Origin of the sequence: Pseudomonas sp. UYIF39, from assembly GCF_029963765.1 — a bacterium.
Lineage (GTDB): Bacteria > Pseudomonadota > Gammaproteobacteria > Pseudomonadales > Pseudomonadaceae > Aquipseudomonas.
Map to the genome: position 1 here is coordinate 22,277 of NZ_JALBYU010000014.1, position 19,011 is coordinate 41,287.

15 protein-coding genes are annotated in these 19,011 nt (G+C 60.0%); 12 read left to right on the forward strand and 3 right to left on the reverse strand.

Annotation, left to right across the window (positions count from 1 at the left end):
- The first annotated feature begins 98 nt into the window (after positions 1 to 98).
- From MO767_RS18990 to MO767_RS19025, 8 genes are all read left to right on the forward strand, one after another.
- Positions 99 to 1,076 (forward strand): dipeptidase, encoded by a 978-nt coding sequence (locus tag MO767_RS18990; protein ID WP_008033250.1) that lies wholly within the window; start codon positions 99 to 101, stop codon positions 1,074 to 1,076.
- Positions 1,077 to 1,238: 162 nt separating this feature from the next.
- Complete coding sequence (locus tag MO767_RS18995) at positions 1,239 to 1,769, forward strand: DUF5943 domain-containing protein (RefSeq protein WP_008033249.1); 531 nt, start codon at positions 1,239 to 1,241, stop codon at positions 1,767 to 1,769.
- Positions 1,770 to 1,784: 15 nt separating this feature from the next.
- Positions 1,785 to 3,845, forward strand: coding sequence for a dimethylglycine demethylation protein DgcA (gene dgcA, locus MO767_RS19000; protein ID WP_282481759.1), 2,061 nt, complete (start codon positions 1,785 to 1,787; stop codon positions 3,843 to 3,845).
- A 170-nt stretch (positions 3,846 to 4,015) separates the two neighbouring features.
- Entirely contained in the window at positions 4,016 to 5,965 is a 1,950-nt protein-coding gene (gene dgcB, locus MO767_RS19005) for a dimethylglycine demethylation protein DgcB (protein WP_282481760.1), read from the forward strand.
- On the forward strand, positions 5,965 to 7,185 hold the full coding sequence (locus MO767_RS19010) for an electron transfer flavoprotein subunit alpha/FixB family protein (RefSeq protein ID WP_282481761.1): 1,221 nt from the start codon (positions 5,965 to 5,967) through the stop codon (positions 7,183 to 7,185). Before dgcB ends, MO767_RS19010 begins: the two co-directional genes overlap by 1 nt.
- Positions 7,186 to 7,200: 15 nt before the next feature.
- Positions 7,201 to 7,971 carry an electron transfer flavoprotein subunit beta gene (locus MO767_RS19015; RefSeq protein ID WP_282481762.1) on the forward strand — a complete coding sequence of 257 codons (771 nt, stop codon included), beginning with the start codon at positions 7,201 to 7,203 and terminating at the stop codon, positions 7,969 to 7,971.
- A 21-nt stretch (positions 7,972 to 7,992) separates the two neighbouring features.
- On the forward strand, positions 7,993 to 8,559 hold the full coding sequence (locus MO767_RS19020; protein ID WP_282481763.1) for a GNAT family N-acetyltransferase: 567 nt from the start codon (positions 7,993 to 7,995) through the stop codon (positions 8,557 to 8,559).
- Between the two features lie 79 nt (positions 8,560 to 8,638).
- A complete protein-coding gene (locus MO767_RS19025; protein WP_282481764.1) occupies positions 8,639 to 9,838 on the forward strand; it encodes a retropepsin-like aspartic protease in 1,200 nt (399 codons plus the stop codon).
- Positions 9,839 to 10,519: 681 nt separating this feature from the next.
- On the opposite strand, the gene gbcA is transcribed toward MO767_RS19025, so the two are convergent.
- On the reverse strand, positions 10,520 to 11,815 hold the full coding sequence (gene gbcA / locus MO767_RS19030; RefSeq protein ID WP_282481765.1) for a glycine-betaine demethylase subunit GbcA: 1,296 nt from the start codon (positions 11,813 to 11,815) through the stop codon (positions 10,520 to 10,522).
- A 286-nt stretch (positions 11,816 to 12,101) separates the two neighbouring features.
- On the opposite strand from gbcA, the gene gbcB reads away from it, so the two are divergent.
- Positions 12,102 to 13,202 (forward strand): glycine-betaine demethylase subunit GbcB, encoded by a 1,101-nt coding sequence (gene gbcB, locus MO767_RS19035; RefSeq protein WP_282481766.1) that lies wholly within the window; start codon positions 12,102 to 12,104, stop codon positions 13,200 to 13,202.
- A gap of 117 nt (positions 13,203 to 13,319) precedes the next feature.
- Here gbcB and MO767_RS19040 read toward each other — a convergent pair whose 3' ends face one another.
- Both MO767_RS19040 and MO767_RS19045 read right to left on the reverse strand, forming a co-directional pair.
- The gene (locus MO767_RS19040; RefSeq protein WP_282481767.1) at positions 13,320 to 14,144 is read right to left on the reverse strand and encodes an NAD(P)-dependent oxidoreductase; all 825 of its coding nucleotides are present in this window, start codon (positions 14,142 to 14,144) and stop codon (positions 13,320 to 13,322) included.
- 255 nt (positions 14,145 to 14,399) lie between these two features.
- Entirely contained in the window at positions 14,400 to 15,440 is a 1,041-nt protein-coding gene (locus MO767_RS19045) for a low specificity L-threonine aldolase (protein ID WP_282481768.1), read from the reverse strand.
- A 133-nt stretch (positions 15,441 to 15,573) separates the two neighbouring features.
- Here MO767_RS19045 and MO767_RS19050 point away from each other — a divergent pair, with 133 nt between their 5' ends.
- The 3 genes from MO767_RS19050 to MO767_RS19060 all read left to right on the forward strand — a co-directional run bounded on the left by MO767_RS19050 (position 15,574) and on the right by MO767_RS19060 (position 19,001).
- Positions 15,574 to 16,305 (forward strand): TraX family protein, encoded by a 732-nt coding sequence (locus MO767_RS19050; RefSeq protein ID WP_282481769.1) that lies wholly within the window; start codon positions 15,574 to 15,576, stop codon positions 16,303 to 16,305.
- 168 nt (positions 16,306 to 16,473) lie between these two features.
- Entirely contained in the window at positions 16,474 to 17,727 is a 1,254-nt protein-coding gene (glyA, locus tag MO767_RS19055) for a serine hydroxymethyltransferase (protein WP_282481770.1), read from the forward strand.
- Positions 17,728 to 17,750: 23 nt separating this feature from the next.
- Entirely contained in the window at positions 17,751 to 19,001 is a 1,251-nt protein-coding gene (locus MO767_RS19060; protein WP_007947735.1) for a sarcosine oxidase subunit beta, read from the forward strand.
- Positions 19,002 to 19,011 lie beyond the last annotated feature (10 nt).

Genomic DNA, 19,011 nt, shown 5'->3' on the forward strand with positions numbered 1-19,011 from the left:
TCGTTTTTGCACCCGGCTGCCCCCTCCCTCAGGCATATGCTGGCCCCAAAGCGCCGACACACGATTCGGCGCATGAATCGCTAATAGGGGACAGCCTGATGAGCCCAGCCGAATTGCACGCCGACAGCATCGTTATCGACGGTCTGATTATTGCCAAGTGGAACCGTGAGCTGTTCGAAGACATGCGCAAAGGCGGTCTGACCGCGGCCAACTGCACCGTGTCGGTGTGGGAGGGCTTCCAGGCCACCGTCAACAACATCGCCGCCAGCCAGAAGCTGATCCGCGAAAACAGCGACCTGGTGATTCCAGTGCGCACCACCGCCGATATCCGCAAGGCCAAGGAGCAGGGCAAGACCGGCATCCTCTTCGGCTTCCAGAATGCTCACGCCTTTGAAGACCAGATCGGCTACGTCGAGGTCTTCAAGCAGCTGGGCGTCGGTATCGTGCAGATGTGCTACAACACCCAAAACCTGGTCGGTACCGGTTGCTACGAACGTGATGGCGGCCTGTCGGGCTTCGGTCGCGAAATCGTCGCCGAGATGAACCGCGTTGGCGTCATGTGCGACCTGTCCCACGTGGGTTCGAAAACTTCCGAAGAAGTCATCCTCGAATCCAAGAAACCGGTCTGCTACTCCCATTGCCTGCCGTCGGGTCTGAAAATTCACCCGCGCAACAAATCCGATGAAGAACTGAAGTTCATCGCCGATCACGGCGGTTTCGTCGGCGTGACCATGTTTGCGCCATTCCTGGCCAAGGGCATCGATTCGACCATCGACGACTACGCCGAAGCCATCGAATACACCATGAACATCGTCGGTGAAGACGCCATCGGCATCGGCACCGACTTCACCCAGGGCCATGGCCAGGATTTCTTCGAATACCTGACCCATGACAAGGGCTACGCCCGCCGCCTGACCAGCTTCGGAAAGATCATCAACCCGCTGGGCATCCGCACCGTCGGCGAGTTCCCGAACCTGACCGAAACCCTGCTCAAGCGCGGCCATTCCGAGCGCGTGGTCCGCAAGATCATGGGCGAGAACTGGGTCAACGTCTTGAAGGACGTCTGGGGCGAGTAACCCCTTTTTCAAACGAACGCTGTAGCAGCTGCCGAGGCACGAGGCTGCGTTGCGGTCCGCAGGACCGCCCTCGGGGGCCGCTTCGCCGCCCAACGCAGCCTCGCAGGCTCGACAGCTGCTACGGCACGACAACACAACGAATTTTTCTGGAGTTAAGTTTCCATGGCCAAGATCGCCCCGCAATTGCCTATCGAAGTCGACAGCGAAACCGGTGTCTGGACCTCCGACGCCCTGCCAATGCTGTACGTACCGCGTCACTTCTTCGTCAACAACCATATGGGCATCGAGGAAGTGCTGGGCGCCGACGCCTACGCCGAAATCCTCTACAAGGCCGGCTACAAATCCGCCTGGCACTGGTGTGAAAAAGAAGCTGAATGCCACGGCCTGGAAGGCGTTGCGGTGTTCGAACACTACATGAAGCGCCTGTCGCAGCGCGGCTGGGGCCTGTTCAAAATCCAGGACATCGACCTCGACAAGGGCACTGCCAGCGTCAAGCTCGAACACTCGGCGTTCGTCTACGTCTACGGCAAGGTCGGGCGCAAGGTCGACTACATGTTCACCGGTTGGTTTGCCGGTGCCATGGACCAGATTCTGCAAGCCCGTGGCAGCAAGATCCGCACCGTTGCCGAACAGGTTTACGGTGGCTCCGAAGAAGGCCACGACGACGGCCTGTTCACCGTCAAGCCGTTGTAAGTCGAGGAACCCGCCATGGCTTTCGAAGCAATGTTCCAGCCGATCCAGATCGGCAAACTGACCATCCGCAACCGCGTGCTCAGCACCGCGCACGCCGAGGTCTATGCCACCGACGGCGGCATGACCACCGACCGGTACGTCAAGTATTACGAAGAGAAAGCCAAGGGCGGGATCGGCCTGGCGATTTGCGGCGGCTCCTCCAGTGTGGCCATCGACAGCCCGCAAGGCTGGTGGAAGTCGGTCAACCTGGCCGACGACCGGATCATTCCGCACTTCCAGAACCTGGCCGATGCCATGCACAAGCATGGCGCCAAGATCATGATCCAGATTACCCACATGGGCCGTCGTTCCCGCTGGGACGGCGAGCATTGGCCAACCCTGCTGTCGCCGTCGGGCATCCGTGAACCGGTGCACCGCGCGACCTGCAAAACCATCGAGCCGGAAGAAATCTGGCGGGTGATCGGCAACTACGCCACCGCGGCTGGCCGCGCCAAGGCTGGTGGTCTGGACGGCGTCGAACTGTCGGCCGTGCACCAGCACATGATCGACCAGTTCTGGAGCCCTCGCGTCAACAAACGTACCGACGAATGGGGCGGCAGCTTCGAGAACCGTATGCGTTTTGGCCTGGAAGTCCTTAAAGCGGTGCGCAAGGAAGTCGGCCCGGACTTCTGCGTCGGCATTCGTCTGTGCGGTGATGAATTCCACCCGGACGGCTTGTCCCACGAGGACATGAAGCAGATCGCCAAGTACTACGACGACACCGGCATGATCGACTTCATCGGCGTGGTGGGTTCGGGTTGCGACACCCACAACACCCTGGCCAACGTAATTCCGAACATGAGTTATCCACCGGAGCCATTCCTGCACTTGGCCGCCGGTATCAAGGAAGTGGTCAAGGCCCCTGTTTTGCATGCGCAGAACATCAAGGACCCGAACCAGGCGACCCGGATTCTGGAAGGTGGTTACGTGGACATGGTCGGCATGACCCGCGCCCACATCGCCGACCCGCACCTGATCGCCAAGATCAAAATGGGCCAGGTCGACCAGATCAAACAATGCGTCGGCGCCAACTACTGCATCGACCGTCAATACCAGGGCCTGGACGTCTTGTGCATCCAGAACGCCGCGACCTCCCGTGAATACATGGGCGTGCCGCACATCATCGAGAAGTCGACCGGTGTGAAGCGCAAGGTTGTGGTGGTCGGTGCCGGCCCTGCCGGGATGGAAGCCGCTCGCGTCTCCGCCGAACGTGGCCACGACGTGACCCTGTTCGAGAAGAAAGAATTCATCGGCGGGCAGATCACCACCGCTTCGAAAGCCCCGCAACGGGACCAGATCGCCGGTATTACCCGCTGGTTCCAGCTGGAATTGGCGCGTTTGAAAGTCGACCTGCGCCTGGGCGTGGCGGCCGATACGGCAACCATCCTCGACCTGCGTCCGGACGTGGTGGTGCTCGCCGTCGGCGGCCATCCATTCCTGGAGCAGAACGAGCACTGGGGCGCGGCTGAAGGCCTGGTGGTCAGCAGCTGGGACATCCTCGATGGCAAGGTCGCACCGGGCAAGAACGTGCTGGTCTACGACACCATCTGCGAGTTCACCGGGATGTCGACCGCCGACTTCCTCGCCGACAAGGGCAGCCAGGTCGAGATCGTCACTGACGACATCAAACCGGGTGTGGCGATTGGCGGCACCTCGTTCCCGACCTACTACCGCAGCATGTACCCGAAAGAAGTGATCATGACCGGGGACATGATGCTGGAGAAGGTCTACCGCGAAGGCGACAAGCTGGTGGCGGTGCTGGAAAACGAATACACCGGCGCCAAAGAGGAGCGGGTGGTGGACCAGGTCGTCGTCGAAAACGGCGTGCGTCCGGACGAAGAAATCTATTACGCGCTGAAGGAAGCGTCGCGCAACAAAGGCCAGATGGACATCGAGGCCCTGTTCGCGATCAAGCCGCAACCTTCGCTGAGCCAACCGGGCGACGGCTACTTACTGTTCCGCATCGGCGACTGCGTGGCGCAGCGCAATACCCACGCGGCGATCTACGACGCGCTGCGGCTCTGTAAGGATTTCTAACGGCTTGTGGATAACCCTGTGGGAGCGAGCTTGCTCGCGAATGCAATCTGTCAGCCGACATTGATATCGACTGACCCACCGCTTTCGCGAGCAAGCTCGCTCCCACAGGGATCGAGCAAGACACCCAGGTTTCTGTGCCTGCAAGACCCCAGGTCTTTGGGAGCTCCACCATGTTGAACACCCTTCTTCCAATCCTGTTGTTCGCAGCCCTGGGCCTCGCTGCCCTTGGCGCGTTGCGGCGGGTGGCTATGTGGCGCCGAGGCCGGGCTTCGAAAGTCGACCTGATCGGCGGCCTGTTCGCCATGCCCAAGCGCTACATGGTCGACTTGCACCACGTCGTCGCGCGGGACAAATACATCGCCAACACTCACGTCGCCACGGCTGGCGGTGCGGTGGCGTCCATTGTGCTGGCGATCCTGGTTCACGGTTTCGGCCTGCACAATCGCATTCTCGGTGTTGCCCTGTTGATTGCCTCGGCGGTGATGTTCGTCGGTGCGATTTTCATGTTCCTGCGTCGTCGCAACCCACCGGCTCGCCTTTCCAAAGGGCCATGGATGCGCCTGCCGAAAAGCCTGTTGGCGTTCTCTGCGAGCTTCTTCCTGTTGACCCTGCCGGTCGCCGGCATCCTCCCGGAAAACTTCGGCGGTTGGGTGGTGGCTGCGATCCTCGGCGTCGGCGTGCTGTGGGGTGTTAGCGAACTGTTCTTCGGCATGACCTGGGGTGGGCCGATGAAGCACGCCTTCGCCGGTGCCCTGCACCTGGCCTGGCACCGTCGCGCCGAGCGTTTTGGCGGTGGCCGTTCCACCGGTTTGAAGCCGCTGGACCTGAACGACCCGACCGCGCCACTGGGCGTGGAAAAACCCAAGGATTTCACCTGGAACCAACTGCTGGGCTTCGACGCCTGCGTGCAGTGCGGTAAATGCGAAGCCGCGTGCCCGGCGTTCGCTGCCGGCCAGCCGCTGAACCCGAAAAAACTGATACAAGACATGGTCGTTGGCCTGGCCGGTGGCACCGACGCCAAATTCGCTGGCAGCCCCTATCCAGGCAAAGCGATTGGCGAACACGCCGGTAACCCGCATCAACCGATCGTCAACGGTCTGGTGGACGCTGAAACCTTGTGGTCGTGCACCACTTGCCGCGCTTGCGTCGAAGAATGCCCGATGATGATCGAGCACGTTGACGCCATCGTCGACATGCGCCGCCATCTGACCCTGGAAAAAGGTGCGACACCGAACAAGGGCGCCGAGGTCCTGGAAAACCTGATCGCCACCGACAACCCTGGCGGCTTCGCCCCGGGCGGGCGGATGAACTGGGCGGCGGACTTGAACCTCAATCTGATGAGCGAGAAGAAATCCGTCGACGTGCTGTTCTGGGTCGGCGACGGTGCCTTCGACATGCGCAACCAGCGCACCTTGCGCGCCTTCGTCAAAGTGCTGAAAGCGGCCAAGGTCGACTTCGCAGTGCTGGGGCTTGAAGAGCGCGACAGCGGTGACGTGGCCCGACGTCTGGGCGACGAAGCCACCTTCCAGCTGTTGGCCAAGCGCAACATCCAGACCCTGGCCAAGTACAGCTTCAACCGCATCGTCACCTGCGATCCGCACAGCTTTCATGTGCTGAAAAACGAGTACGGCGCCTTCGACGGCAACTACCTCGTGCAGCACCACAGCACCTTCATGGCGGAAATCATTGGCGCTGGCGCCCTGAACCTCGGCCAGCACAAAGGCAGCAGCGTGACTTATCACGATCCGTGCTACCTCGGCCGCTACAACGGCGAATACGAGGCGCCGCGTGAAGTGCTGCGCGCCCTGGGTATCGAGATCAAGGAAATGCAACGCTCCGGTTTCCGCTCGCGCTGCTGTGGCGGTGGTGGCGGTGCGCCGATCACCGACATTCCGGGCAAGCAACGGATCCCCGACATGCGCATGGAAGACATCCGCGAAACCGGTGCCGAACTGGTGGCCGTGGGTTGTCCACAGTGCACCGCGATGCTCGAAGGCGTGGTCGAACCTCGACCGCTGATCAAGGACATCGCCGAGCTGGTGGCGGACGCGTTGCTCGAAGACGCTGCCCCGAGCAAGCCGACCAAACCGGCCCAACGTGAACCTGCGGAGGCCCACTGATGAGCGACATTATCCGCCGCGACCCACGCGCCGAATGGATCGCCCGTAACCGCTTGCACCCGCTGCACGCGGCCATGCAACCGGCGCAACACAGCTGGATGGGGCCTAACGGTGTCATCCGCAAGAACCTGCACGGCATCGGTTTTATCGGCCCCAACGGCATCAAACGCATTGACCGCAGCGGCGCTCAGCAGGGCGGGGCGACCAAACGCACTGCTGCGGTTGAAGTGCAATTGCCGCTGCATCAAGTGCCTGCACCTGCGTTTTACATCAGCGTAGTGCCGGACATGGTCGGTGGCCGCTTGAGCAGCCACGATCGCGACTTGCTGGGCCTGGCTCACCAATTGGCCGGCAAGGACGGCGCGGTGTTGGCCGTGGTGTTTGGCGAGCACAAGGAAAACGCATTTGCTACGGCGGGCGTCGATCGCTTGCTGGTGCTGGATGGCGAAGAATTCAGCGGTTATGCACAGGAACAAAGGGTCCAGGGCCTGCGGGCTGTGGATAACCAGTTCAGCCCGCGTCACTGGCTGCTGCCGGACAGCCGCAGCGGCGGTGGTGAATTGGGTCGACGCTTTGCCGCCGCACTGGGCGAACGCCCGGCCACGCGGGTGTGGCAGGTCAAGGATCAGGAATGCATCGGCCGCGCCGGTGCCGGTTTGCAAGACCTTGCGCGCCCAGTGGCACGCTTGATTCTGGCTGCCGTCGAATGCGCAGAACCGGTCAGCGAAACCCGTCACGAAGCCTTGCCGGTGGAGTTATCCACAGCCGTGGCCCGCAGTCTCTCGCGCATCGAGGATTTGGGCGCGGTGGCGGTGGACCCGGCGGCGATTCCGATGGCCGAAGCCGAGTTCATCTTCTCCGGCGGCAACGGGGTCAAGGACTGGGGACTTTTCCACAGGACCGCCGAAGCGTTGGGCGCTACCGAAGGCGCCTCTCGAGTGGCGGTGGACGATGGCTTCATGGCCCGCGACCGTCAGGTTGGCGCGTCCGGCACCTGGGTCACCGCGCGGGTTTACGTGGCGGTGGGGATTTCCGGGGCGATCCAGCACCTGCAAGGCATCGGTGCCTGCGACAAGGTGGTGGCGATCAACCTCGATCCTGGCTGCGACATGATCAAACGGGCCGACCTGTCGGTGATCGGCGAAAGTGCCGAGATTCTTCAAGCCTTGATCGATGCGGTAGAGGCTTACCGAAATGAAGCCAAGCGCGATGCGGCTTAAGGGAAGGAAAGGGTTATGAGCACGAAAATCATCAGCCTGGTGTCCATCGGCGCGCACCCGACCTCTGGCCGGCCACGTCGTGCGGAGCAGGATGCGCGGGCGGTGGAGCTGGGCCTGCAGCTGGCTGGGGATAACCTGCAAGTGCTGCATGCCGGCGACGTCACGGAACCGGCGTTGCGCGCTTATTTGGGCATGGGCCTGGAACAGCTGCACGTGCTTGAACAACCTTCAGGCGCCGATGCACTGCCGGCATTGACCGCGTATTTGCGTGACGCCGGGGCGCAGGTCGTGCTGACCGGCAGCCAGGCGGAAACCGGCGAAGGCTCGGGCATGCTGCCGTTCTTGCTGGCCGAAAGCCTGGGCTGGCCGCTGGTAGTCGGGCTGGCTCAAGTTGAATCCATCGACGGTAATTCAGCGCTGGTGCTGCAAGCCTTGCCGCGCGGTCAGCGCCGTCGCCTGAAAGTGCGACTGCCGTTTCTTGCGACTGTGGATAACGCCGCGCCGAAGCCTCGGCAGAGCGCCTACGGCCCGGCCCGACGCGGGGTGTTGCAGGCAGATGAAGTCGAAGTGATCGACGATGAACTGCTGGCGGTCGCCACCCTGCAACCGGCCAAGCCACGGCCTAAACGCTTGAAGGTGATCAAGGCCAAGAGCGGCGCGGACCGGATGAAAGCTGCGACGGCCAAAGCCAGCGGTGGGGGCGGGCAGGTGCTTAAAGGGTTGAGCGCCGAGGCTGGGGCTGAGGCGATTCTCAAGTTACTGATCGAAGAAGGCGTGGTCCGCTAGCGGTCCTGTGGGGGCAGGTAAATGGCAGTAGAGTTTCGTTCGGCTCTGCGCAGTGATGCGCGGGAGATTGCTCGCTTGTTTCAGATTTCATCAGAAGGCGCTGCGGATTACATCTGGAGCCAACTGGCGCAACCCGGTCAAGATCTACTGGACGTGGGCGCCAGTCGGTATGCCCGTGAAGGCGTGGATTTTTCCTGGCAGAACTGCCTCATTGCCGAGGCACAGGGCAACGTCATTGGCATGATGCACTGCTACGTGATGCGTCACGATCCGCTGGCGCCTCCAGTGACCGATCCGGTCCTGGCGCCGTATGCCAGGATGGAAATCCCCGACACCCTCTACATTTCCAGCCTGGCGCTGCATGAAGGCTGGCGAAATCGGGGCCTGGGCAAGCAATTCCTCGCCTACGCTTACGACCGCGCCAACCAGCTTGGGCTCAATGGCTTGAGCCTGATCGACTACGCCGCCAACACCGGCGCCCACCGGTTTTACGAGCGACATGGCTTTCGTGTCGTCGATACCTGCCAAATCACGCCCCATCCGATGATTCGGGTCACGGGGGAGGCGTATCTGATGTATAGGCCCTAGTGAGCTACATTTCTCTATGAGCTGCTCAGGATTGCCGCAGCGCTAGTTCATAAAACTCGTTTTCAAGAATGGGTTGGACATGAAAGCGGTCAGTCGGCGTGAAGCATGTCTGTTCTGCGGCGTGAATTTAAAGTCGTCCCTGATGCTGCTGGCATTTTTTATGTGTGCAGCCACCAGTGCGGTGGCCGACACCCGGCTGGCAGCTCCGGATTTCTCCACATGGTTAGAATCTGAACAGGGGCAAAAAGCATCTTTGGCGCAGCTGAAACAGCAATGCGACAAGGTGTTGGATGCTGAAGACAACCTGAATTGTTCTGTGTCTGTTTTCGCCCGAATGTTCGAGGCCAAAACCGCGAACCAGCTTCCCGAATACTATCTGGCGATCAAACGTCGTCATGCTCAGGCCATCGCGAATGACCCTGAGCTCAACGCGATGTTTTCCATGTTCGGCAGCGAATCCCTCGCGACACTCAGTTCGCTCGCCGATTTCTCGGTGAAAAGAACGACGCGGCACGAAGTGCTCGTGATTCATCCCTATGCCAGTGACGGTCACGTGACTGGCGAGGTGCTGCCCTACCTCGATGTCAAAGCGGCCAATGGTGTCTCGTCGCGTTTCATTCTCGACACTGGCGCACCACAAACCCGGGTCAACGACGAAACCGCGAAGCGGATGGGAATCAGGTTATTAACCGACTCTCACTACGACTACAGCACGTTTTATGGTGAACGTGACCTGTCAGCCAAGCTCGGGATCTTTGATTCTTTAAAGATAGGCACAAGCGAGTTCAGGAATGTCCTGGTGTTTGTCAGTGACCGGGATAACTTACTGGGGCTTGATCTGATCGGTAAGTTGGGGCGTTTAAGGATCACCCAGAAGGCCCTGGAGCTTAACGCCGAACCTGCTGCACGATGTGATTCACGAATTGACTACGAGCGTATGGACATTAATCAACGGCTGATTACTGCCGCACGCCTGGATCGTCGAGCCATGCCGGTGATTATCGACACCGGCAATGCGGATTACCTGACGTCGTCCTCGCCGGGTAACTCACCCATTCATGTCACCGATAAGCCGCGTTCCCAAACCTTCAAGGGTGAATTGAGCCTGTCGGGCCATATCCAATCGATCGCCTACAACTACTACCCGGACTTTACGATTCCTCCGTCGTTGTTGCTGGGTAAATACGTGCCTTCGCTTTTGCTTGGGTGGGGTGCATTCAATGACCATGAGTTGAATCTGGACATCGACTCGGGCAGGTCGTGTTTCAACAGGAGCTGATCGTGGTTACCCACAATCCCTGTTAGCGCTTCTGTGGATAACATGTTCGCCCATCGCTACACCCCATACAAATCAAGCCCTGCGACTCTTCGTACAAAAAACAACCAGCCTAACTTGCGGTTTTTTCAGGCTTTTTCCAGAGGATAACTTTGTACGCGAACCAATACTTGCCCCCAATCTCTGTTAGCGCATCTGTGGATAAGATGTTCGCTGTCCTCTACAGGCCATATAAACCGGGCCTATCAGGCATGTGATCAAAAAACGACCAAATCATCGTTTTAAATCGATAAACCTCACGCAAATCCCGATTTATCGCGTCTTCCGACGGTTTTCCACAGATCTGGCCAAGTTGCCCCCAAAGTCTGTTGGCGCTTCTGTGGATAAGGTGTTCGCCATCCTCTGCAAGCCACGTATAACGTGCCTTACAAGATTTCGATCAAAAAACAACCAATCGCTGTTCAAAACCCTGCTTCTGGATAAGTCACGGATTTTCTTCAGTTTCTGTGGAGAAAGTTTTTCGTAAATCCGCACTTGTCCCCATTTGCTGTGGGCGAAGTTGTGGATAACTTGTTCGCGAACCTCTACAGCCCCATGCCAGCGGCAGCTCTAAAGCGATTGATCGAAATTTGAACAATAAAAAACCGCGAAACATGTTCGCGGTTTTTTGTCTCAGCGGATCGGTCAGCCTTGAACCGGAACCCCTTTGAGGTAAGGCGCAGGTTCCGCGCCCAGATTGTTCAGCAAACGCTCGCTGTACCAGTCCACAAAGTTCACCACGCCAAACTCATAGGTCTTGGAGTAAGGCCCTGGCTGGTAAGCGGTGGAGTTGATGCCGCGCTGGTTTTCTTCGGCCAGGCGACGGTCCTGGTCGTTGGTCGCATCCCAGACCTTGCGCATGCGCTCCACGTCGTAGTCCACGCCTTCGACCGCGTCCTTGTGGACGATCCACTTGGTGGTGACCATGGTTTCCTGCGCGCTGATCGGCCACACGGTGAACACGATGATGTGGTCGCCCATGCAGTGGTTCCACGAGTGCGGCAGGTGCAGGATGCGCATCGAGCCCAGGTCCGGGTTTTTGATCCGGCCCATGAGTTTGGCGCAGCCCTGTTTGCCGTCCAGGGTCATCGACACGGTGCCCTTGAGCAGCGGCATGCGCACGATGCGGTTACGCAGGCCGAAGCTGGCGTGGGCGTAAGGAATCTTCTCGGCTTCCCAGGCAGCGGCGGAGGCGGCGACGTGGTCCTTGAAGGCCTGATCGGCACGCGGGTCGGTGACGTCGTCCCATTCCAGCAGGGTTTTCAGCAGTTCCGGGTGCGACGCGTTGCAGTGGTAGCACTCGCGGTTGTTTTCCAGCACCAGTTTCCAGTTGGCCTTTTCCATCAAGGTGGTGGTAATCGCCACCTTGGTGTTCTCCATGTCGTACGGTTCCATGTAATGGTTCAGCGTCGACAGGAAGTCATCAATGGCTGGCGGGTTCTCCGACAGGCTGATGAAGATGTAACCGCCAGCGGTCTTCACGTTCACCGGCTTGAGGCCGTACTCCTTCATGTCGAAGTCGGCGCCCATTTCGGTGCCGGCGAACAGCAGGCGACCGTCCAGTTCGTAGGTCCACTGGTGGTAGTGGCAGACCAGTTTGGCGACCTTGCCTTTTTCACTGGTGCACAGCCGCGAACCACGGTGGCGGCAGACGTTGTGGAACGCATGTATCACGCCTTCGGCGCCGCGAATCACAATGATCGGGTTCTTGCCGACTTGCAGGGTCAGGTAGTTGCCCTTGGTCGGGATTTCGCAGGCCATGCCGGCGATCAACCACTCTTTCTGGAAGATTTCCTGCATATCGATATCAAACAGCCGCTCGTCAGAGTAAAACGGCTGCGGCAGCGAGAAAGTGCGTTCGCGCTCTTGCAGCATCTGCGCGGTGGCCTTGCGAGCGGGTTCCAGCGGATCGCCCAGGCTGATTTTTGCGGTGACGTCCATCGATTTGATCCTCAAGGCCATTCTGTGTGGCCGGCGAAATAGTGGCTGATACGGTTTGCTACGCAAGGCTGTAAAGGAATCGTCTTTGTGTGGAGCGAGTGTGGGGCCGGCGCACGCCAGAACCTTATCCATGGGCGACATGGCCCAATCTGTTCCCGACGCGCAACCCCCGGTAGATGTGGGCTGGTCGCGATAAGTATGTGAATGTCGCAGATAGGTAAATGGGTGGTTCGCACGTTACGCAGAATCGCCAACATAAGGCCGACCATCGGCGGTGGAGAACAGCATGTCCAACAGCTTCCTGAATCCGGTAACCACCCAGACCTGGGCCAATGGTCGACACATCGTCCGTTGCGTCAAAGTCATCCAGGAAACCTGGGATGTGCGCACCTTCTGCTTTATGGCCGACCAGCCGATCCTGTTCTTCTTTAAGCCGGGGCAGTTTGTCACCCTGGAGCTGGAAATCGAAGGCGTGCCGATCATGCGCTCCTACACCATTTCCAGCTCGCCGTCGGTGCCTTACAGCTTTTCGGTGACCATCAAGCGCGTACCGGGCGGCAAGGTCTCCAACTGGCTGCACGACACGCTGCATGAAGGCCAGGAGCTGGCCGTGCACGGGCCGGTCGGGTTGTTCAACGCCATGGACTTCACCGCGCCGAAGGTGTTGTACCTCAGCGGTGGCGTCGGTATCACGCCGGTCATGTCGATGGCGCGCTGGTTCTACGACACCAACGGCAACGTCGACATGGTGTTTATCCACAGCGCCCGTTCGCCCAAAGACATCATTTATCACCGCGAGCTGGAACACATGGCGTCGCGAATCGATAACTTCAGCCTGCACCTGATCTGCGAGAAGCATGGTCTGGGCGAGCCGTGGGCCGGTTATCGCGGTTACCTGAACCACAAGATGCTCGAACTGATGGCCCCGGACTTCATGGAGCGCGAAGTGTTCTGCTGCGGCCCGACGCCATACATGAACGCGGTCAAGCGCATGCTCGAAGCGGTCGGCTTTGATATGGCGCGTTATCACGAGGAATCCTTCGGCGCTACGCCAGCGGAAGCCCGTGCCGATGCGGTGGAGCAAGCCGAAATCGCCGCAGACGCACCGGACATCGACGTGGCGGACCTGCACCAGGTGGAATTCACCGCGTCCGGGAAAAGCATTCGTGTGGGGCCGGGGGAAACCGTTCACGCCGCCGCTGCCAAGTTGGGGCTGTTGATTCCGAAGGCTTGCGGGATGGGGATTTGCGGGACGTGCAAGGTGATGAAGCTGGGTGGCGAGGTCGAGATGGACCACAACGGCGGGATCACCGAGGAAGACGAAGCGGAAGGGTTCATTCTTTCGTGCTGCAGCGTGCCGAAGGGCGACGTGCGCATCGAATTCTGATACACGCCGCGGAACCTGTGGGAGCGAGCTTGCTCGCGATGACGGCGGTACATTCAACATCTATGTTGGCTGACCTACCGCTATCGCGAGCAAGCTCGCTCCCACAGGTACGGTGTTTCAGTCGACAAACAGATCCGGAATCAGCTTGTCGCTGGAGTCCGGTTCAAACCGATACCCCTCAAAATCCGTCACCCCGTGTTCCCCCAGAATCTCTTCATCTATCAGTAACCGACCGGTGATGCTGCGCCCGCTGCTGCTCAGAATCGCGTAAGCGGCATCCGCCATGATCGCCGGCGTTCGTGCATGTTTGAAGGATTCGCGCGAGCCAAGCTGAAATTCGATGGCGGCGGTGGCGATCATCGTCTGCGGCCACAACGAGTTGACGCTGATGCCGTAACTGGCAAATTCCTCGCTCATGCCCAGCGTCAGCATGCTCATGCCGTACTTGGTCACGGTGTAGGGGCTGTATTGCGCGAACCATTTCGTCGCCAGGTTCAACGGCGGCGACAGGTTGAGGATGTGTCCCTTGGTTTTCTTCAGATAGGGCAGGGCGGCCTGGCTGCACAGGAGCACGGCGCGGGTGTTGATCTGGTGCATCAGGTCGAAGCGCTTGAGTTCGATGTGTTGAACCCCGGTCAGCTTGATCGCGCCGGCATTGTTGATCAGCGCATCAATGCCGCCGAAATGCTCGTTGGCCTTGGCCAGTGCCTCACGCACCGCGACTTCATCACGCACATCCACCTGCAAGGCCAGCGCCTTGCCGCCCGCGGCTTCGACTTCCTTGGCCACGCTGAAAATCGTGCCCGGCAACTTGGGGTGCGGCTCGGCGCTTTTGGCGGCAATCACAATGTTGGCCCCATCCCGCGCAGCCCGCAGCGCAATCTCACGACCAATCCCGCGGCTGGCGCCGGTAATGAACAGGGTTTTGCCTTTCAATGACATGCGTGCGCTCCTGATTATTGTTGTCTGAGCGGATCGAACAGCTCGCCAGTCAATGTAGACCAAGAGTCCGGCGCAATCAGGGAGGGGCTTTTATGTAGCAGCTGGCGAAGCCTGCGTTCGGCGGCGCAGCCGTCGTGAGATCAGGCGAAGCGGTGTGTCATGCACACCGCGCTGTATGGTTTTACGGCGGCTGGCCGCCGAACGCAGGCTTCGCCAGCTGATAAAAGGGTTTGTTGCGGCAGATTGGCGGGGGGCTTAGCGGGACATGACTTCGCGAATATCCGTCGCCAGTTCCCGTACGCGTTCTTCTTCGGTGTCCCACGAGCACATGAAGCGTGCGCCGCCGTTGCCGATGAAGGTGTAGAAGCGCCAGCCCTTGGCGGTCAGTGCGGCGATGGCCGGTTCCGAGAGTTGCAGGAACACGCCGTTGGCCTGCACCGGGAACATCAGTTCCACGCCCTGAATGTCGCTGACCAGTTCCGCCAACAGCTGCGCGCAGTGGTTGGCGTGGCGGGCGTATTTGAGCCAGGCGTCGTTTTCCAGAATCCCCACCCACGGTGCCGACAGGAAACGCATTTTCGAGGCCAGTTGCCCGGCCTGTTTGCAGCGATAGTCGAAGTCTTCAGCCAGCTTGTGGTTGAAGAACAGAATCGCTTCCCCCACCGCCATGCCGTTTTTCGTGCCGCCGAAGCACAACACGTCGACGCCGGCCTTCCAGGTCAGGTCTGCCGGCGTGCAGCCGAGGAACGCACAGGCATTGGAGAAGCGCGCGCCGTCCATGTGCAGGTTCAGGCCCAGCTCTTTGCACGTGGCGCTGATGGCGCGGATTTCTTCCGGGGTGTAGACGCTGCCGACTTCGGTGGCCTGGGTCAGGGTTACGACGCGCGGTTTCGGGTAGTGGATGTCCTGGCGCTTGAGGGCCACTTCGCGGATCGATTCCGGGGTCAGCTTGCCGTTTTCAGTGCGGGCGATGAGCAGCTTGGAACCGTTGGAAAAGAACTCCGGTGCGCCGCATTCGTCGGTTTCGACGTGGGCGGTTTCCGAGCAGATCACGCTGTGGTAACTCTGGCACAGCGACGACAGGGCCAGGGAGTTGGCGGCGGTGCCGTTGAAGGCGAAGAATACTTCGCAGTCGGTTTCGAACAGTTTGCGGAAATCGTCGGACGCGCGTGCGGTCCATTCGTCGTCGCCGTAGGCGCGTTGGTGGCCGTGGTTGGCCTGTTCCATGGCAGCCCAGGCTTCAGGGCAGATACCGGAATAGTTGTCGCTGGCGAATTGTTGGCTCTTATCGGTCATGGCCCTGCTTTCCGTGGTCGAGGCGCTTATGGTGAAGCGACTCGTGGTCAATGATGGTGCGCACTTTACCGAAGATCATCCGGGGAGCACACGCGATGCGTCTGACAGAAAACTACAAAGACGACGGGCAATTATGCACATGACGCAAAGGGATGGGGCACTGGATCTGCTCAAGTGGCTGGCGCTGTTGAGTATGGTGCTCGATCACCTGCGATATGTCGGTTATTCCGTCGATCTGCTGTATGTGCCGGGGCGACTGGCGTTTCCATGGTTCTGCTTGGCGATGGCCGCAAACCTGGCCCGGGCCGGAGCGGTGAGGACTGACGGTCAGTGGCGTTACCTGGGCTGGTTGCTGTTGTTTAGCGCCATCAGCGAAATTCCCTACCGGATGTACATTCCTGATCCCCACACCTTGAACGTGCTGCCCACGTTGGTGTTGGGATTGCTGGTGGCCCGTGGCTGGCAGGATCGAACCCTGCAAACGCGACTGTTGGCTGCAGGCGCCTTGCTGCTGGCGGCGCTGTTCCCGGAGCGACTGATGTTCGGCTTCTTCGGCGTGTTGTTGCCGCTGGCGATGTTGCTGGTGATCAAGCGGTCCTGGTACTTCAGCCTGTTGCCGGGGCTTGTCTGTCTGGCGGCCAATCAGTGGCCAGTGCTGTATTCCTCCGCACGGTTTCACAATGTTGGAGCCATCCTCGGCATCGCCGCTTGTCTGATCGCGCCATTGGCCGGCGTGCTTTTGCTGCGTCACGCGGGTCGGCTTAAGCCACCACCAGCGATGCGTCGCTGGGCGTACGCGCTCTATCCCGCGCATTTCCTGCTGTTGCTGGCCCTGCGCGAAGGGTTGGCGCGGTTGTCTGGTTGAGCTCATTTGTCCCTGTGCGCCTGCCTATGTCGTAAACGCACCTTTGCGTGGCGTCCGTAGGCATTTGGCCTGTCTGCGCCGGTCATACCATCGCATTCAAAGGGCACTGTCGAAACACCAGTGCCTTACCGAGACGAATGGCGCATAGATGCCGCTGGGAGAGACGCGATGTTCAGCAAGCAAGACCAGATCCAGGGTTACGACGATGCACTGCTGGCGGCGATGAATGCCGAGGAGCAACGCCAGGAAGATCACATCGAGCTGATCGCGTCAGAGAACTACACCAGCAAACGCGTCATGGAAGCGCAAGGCAGTGGCCTGACCAACAAATACGCCGAAGGCTATCCGGGCAAGCGCTACTACGGTGGCTGCGAGCATGTCGATAAAGTTGAAGCGCTGGCCATCGAACGCGCCAAGCAACTGTTCGGTGCCGACTACGCCAACGTGCAGCCGCACTCCGGCTCATCAGCCAACAGCGCTGTGTATCTGGCCCTGATCCAGCCTGGCGACACCATTCTCGGCATGAGCCTGGCCCACGGTGGTCACCTGACCCACGGCGCCAAAGTGTCGTCCTCGGGCAAGCTGTACAACGCCGTGCAGTACGGCATTGACACCAAAACCGGGCTGATCGACTACGACGAAGTCGAGCGCCTGGCTGTCGAATGCAAACCGAAGATGATCGTCGCCGGCTTCTCTGCTTACTCCAAGACCCTCGATTTCCCACGTTTCCGTCAGATCGCTGACAAGGTCGGTGCGCTGCTGTTCGTCGACATGGCCCACGTTGCCGGTCTGGTCGCTGCCGGCCTGTACCCGAACCCGCTGCCGTATGCCGACGTGGTCACCACCACTACCCACAAGACCCTGCGCGGTCCACGTGGCGGCCTGATCCTGGCCAAGTCCAACGAAGAAATCGAGAAGAAGCTCAACGCCGCAGTCTTCCCGGGCGCCCAGGGCGGCCCGCTGATGCACGTGATCGCGGGTAAAGCGGTGTGCTTCAAGGAAGCGCTGGAGCCTGGTTTCAAGGTTTACCAACAACAAGTGATCGACAACGCCCAGGCCATGGCCGGCGTATTTATCAAACGCGGCTACGATGTAGTGTCCGGCGGTACCGATAACCACCTGTTCCTGGTCAGCCTGATCCGTCAGGGCCTCACCGGCAAAGAGGCGGATGCAGCACTCGGTCGCGCCCACATCACCGTGAACAAGAACGCTGTCCCGAACGATCCACAGTCGCCGTTCGTGACCTCCGGCCTGCGTATCGGCACCCCGGCTGTGACCACTCGCGGCTTCAAGGTTACCCAGTGCGTCACGCTGGCCGGCTGGATCTGCGACATCCTCGACAACCTCGGCGATGCCGATGTCGAGGCCAATGTTGCGCAGCAAGTTTCGGCCCTGTGCGCGGACTTCCCGGTTTATCGCTGAGCGCGGTTTTGGAGTAAATGACTATGCAACGCTACTCGGGCTTCGGCCTCTTCAAACACTCCCTCAGCCATCACGAAAACTGGCAGAAGATGTGGCGCACGCCGACCCCTAAAAAGGTCTATGACGTGGTCATCGTCGGCGGTGGCGGGCATGGTCTGGCGACCGCCTACTACCTGGCCAAAGAGCACGGTATCACCAACGTGGCCGTGGTCGAGAAAGGCTGGCTGGGCGGCGGTAACACCGCGCGCAACACCACCATCGTTCGCTCCAACTACCTGTGGGACGAGTCGGCGCACCTGTATGAACACGCGATGAAATTGTGGGAAGGCCTGTCCCAGGACCTGAACTACAACGTGATGTTCTCCCAGCGTGGCGTTTACAACTTGTGCCACACCCTGCAGGACATTCGTGATTCCGAGCGTCGGGTCAGCGCCAACCGCCTCAACGGCGTGGACGGCGAGTTGCTCGATGCCAAACAAGTGGCCGACGAGATTCCGTACCTCGACTGCTCCAAGAACACTCGCTACCCGGTGATGGGCGCAACTGTCCAGCGTCGCGGCGGCGTGGCCCGTCACGATGCCGTGGCGTGGGGCTTTGCCCGTGCCGCTGACGCATTGGGCGTGGACCTGATTCAACAGACCGAAGTGATCGGCTTCCGCAAGGAAAACGGTGTGTGCATCGGTGTTGAAACCAACAAAGGCTTCATCGGTGCCAAGCGCGTCGGTGTCGTGACCGCCGGTAACTCCGGTCACATGGCCAAACTCGCCGGTTTCCGTCTGCCGATCGAATCGCACCCGCTGCAAGCGCTGGTGTCCGAGCCGATCAAGCCGATTATCGACAGCGTGATCATGTCCAACGCCGTACACGGTTATATCAGCCAGTCCGACAAGGGCGACCTGGTGATCGGCGCCGGTATCGACGGCTACAACGGCTACGGCCAGCGTGGTTCGTACCCGGTGATCGAGCACACCATTCAAGCCATCGTCGAGATGTTCCCGGTGTTGTCCCGCGTACGCATGAACCGTCAGTGGGGCGGCATCGTCGACACCACGCCGGATGCGTGCCCGATCATTTCGAAAACCCCGGTACCGAACATGTTCTTCAACTGCGGTTGGGGCACCGGTGGCTTCAAGGCAACACCTGGCTCGGGCAACGTGTTTGCCGCGAGTCTGGCCAAGGGTGAAATGCACCCATTGGCTGCACCTTTCTCCATCGACCGTTTCCACAACGGTGCGTTGATCGATGAACACGGCGCTGCTGCGGTTGCCCACTAACAGGAGAAAT